Source organism: Streptomyces sp. NPDC002130, assembly GCF_040296465.1.
GTDB lineage: Bacteria > Actinomycetota > Actinomycetes > Streptomycetales > Streptomycetaceae > Streptomyces.
In genome coordinates, this window is record NZ_JBEOXI010000761.1 from 1 (window position 1) to 1,549 (window position 1,549).

General features: G+C 60.3%; 2 protein-coding genes. Both read right to left on the minus strand.

Annotation, left to right across the window (positions count from 1 at the left end; all coding sequences use genetic code 11):
• A partial coding sequence (locus ABT116_RS45255) for a hypothetical protein (RefSeq protein WP_351646879.1) occupies positions 1–182 on the minus strand: 182 nt, incomplete at its 3' end.
• An 11-nt stretch (positions 183–193) separates the two neighbouring features.
• A partial coding sequence (locus ABT116_RS45260) for a terminase large subunit domain-containing protein (RefSeq protein WP_351646881.1) occupies positions 194–1,549 on the minus strand: 1,356 nt, incomplete at its 5' end.

Below are 1,549 nucleotides of genomic sequence, written 5' to 3' on the forward strand. Positions count from 1 at the left end.
ATTGCCTGTATCACCGAGGCGACACGGCCGTCTTCCTTCAGCATCCGCGAGTAGACGTGAACCGATTCGGGCCACTGCAGCTCGGGGACCTTCTCGTCTTCATCCCAATGCTGCCAATCGGTTCCGCGTCCATTGACGTAGCCGACTTCGACAGAAGGATCGTCAGTCTTGGTTCGAGCCATGAGTCACCTCCTTAGAATGCGGCTGAAAGCGCATCGAATTCGTCGAACGAGTTGGCGTCGACAGGCTCTTCGAACGCCGGGTCGACAGCCTTTTGCGTCGAAACTCGCGATCCGAACGTGAGCAATGCCCAGCGCGCTAGGGTTGCGGCGACCAGCGGGGCAATGACGGCGTCCGCCTGCGTATTCCACGCCCAATCGCCGCGGGGAAGAGTGCGTTTGACGGCATTCTTGAGCGCGTTCGTCATTACAGGTTGTTCCGTATGGCTGAGAACCGCGGAGACCGAATCGTCGTAGAAGCCACCGCAGGCGGTAACCATCTGATTCGCCGTCGTCTTGATCAGTTCAACCTCGGCATCGAGCAGCAATGGCTCGAGTACCGCGGCCGGCGACTTGCCATCCGTCACCAACGCGCAGGGATCCCAGGCCGTGATGACGTCGAGCAGGAAATCGACGACTTCCGCGTTCGATCCCGAGCGGAAGTAGCCGACTTCAACGTGAATTCGGCCGTCCGTCGTGCGTTGCGCCGCGGCGATCGACCACCACTGACGATCGAGTGAGCGATCCATTCCCAGTCCGATAGGACCGATCAGGTCCGGAGCTGCATCGCCCATCGCGAACCACTCCTGTTCGGAGATGACCGACCAAGTTTCGAATTCGACATCAACCGGCCAGTCACCTCGGCCGAGCGCCTCGACGTCGAAACCCTTGCGGCCCGCCTCCGTCGCGAGCGTCTTCATGATCTTGAGGATCTTCTCGGCGGTTTGGATCACTCCATACGACGGATTGCAGTACTGCCAGGTCGCCTCGTCCTCGCGGTCCATATCCTCGGGCGCCATGTACTCCATGAAGTACAGACCGTCGTCATGTGCGAGGCCACGCTTCCGAACCGACGCCAGCACAGCGCCATTCGGATGCTCATCCTTGTTGACCGCCGACGACGCGTAGATGGTCTGCGGATTCTCGGCCGCCATCTGCACGAACGACATCGCCGACAGCTCGCCGTCAGTGAGGTTGTACGCCTCGTCGTAGATGATCAGGTCGACCTTGGTCAACCCTCGGCCAGTGTCATTCGATCGCGTGCCGAATGAGATCGACTCGCCCGTCGCCAGCTCGATGACACCCTCACCCTGTGAGCAGGTCGAGCGGACAACGCGATTGCGTAGCCAGGCTCGTGATTTGACGATCTGCATCATGCGTTTCCACGCATCGCGCGCCGTCTTCCAGCGCTGCGCCGTGTAGATGATCGTCTCACTAAGCTTGAACAGGCCGTAGATGCAGCGCTGAATCAGGATCTCGGACTTGCCGTTCTGACGGCCAAGGCCACGCCTGGTGGCCATGGAGGAGTGAAATGAGGAGCAGAAACCCGG